Below are 327 nucleotides of genomic sequence, written 5' to 3'. Positions count from 1 at the left end.
ATTAATAACTTCCAGCCAACGTATGGCCGTTTGGTAAAGGTCAATAATTGTCGGGTCGATAAATCATCACGAATATTCATTAAACGTTCGTTTAATTCACTGCCTTTGAAAATCGTTTGTTCACTATTAGTTTCTTTAATCAATTCCCGTCGTTCAGCCGCGTTTGTCTGTTCAAAATCAAGCTCTGGATAAAGTTTTTTAGTCGTGCGATCAACTACTTTATTTAAGAGCTCATCTGCTTTTTTTAGTGAACTTTCTTGTTGGTTAATTGTCAATAATTGCTTAGTGACATCTTCACCAACAGCGTGCTTAATTAAGGTACTGTTT

General features: G+C 35.5%; 1 pseudogene. It reads right to left on the bottom strand.

Going from position 1 to position 327, the window contains the following annotated elements:
• Nucleotides 1-327, bottom strand: a pseudogene (locus tag FD20_RS12770) (MobQ family relaxase); the annotation flags it as partial.

Origin of the sequence: Liquorilactobacillus uvarum DSM 19971 (genome assembly GCF_001434935.1) — a bacterium.
Taxonomy (GTDB): domain Bacteria; phylum Bacillota; class Bacilli; order Lactobacillales; family Lactobacillaceae; genus Liquorilactobacillus; species Liquorilactobacillus uvarum.
Note: the sequence above shows the minus strand (reverse complement) of the source record. Positions and strands in the feature narration are given on the sequence as shown.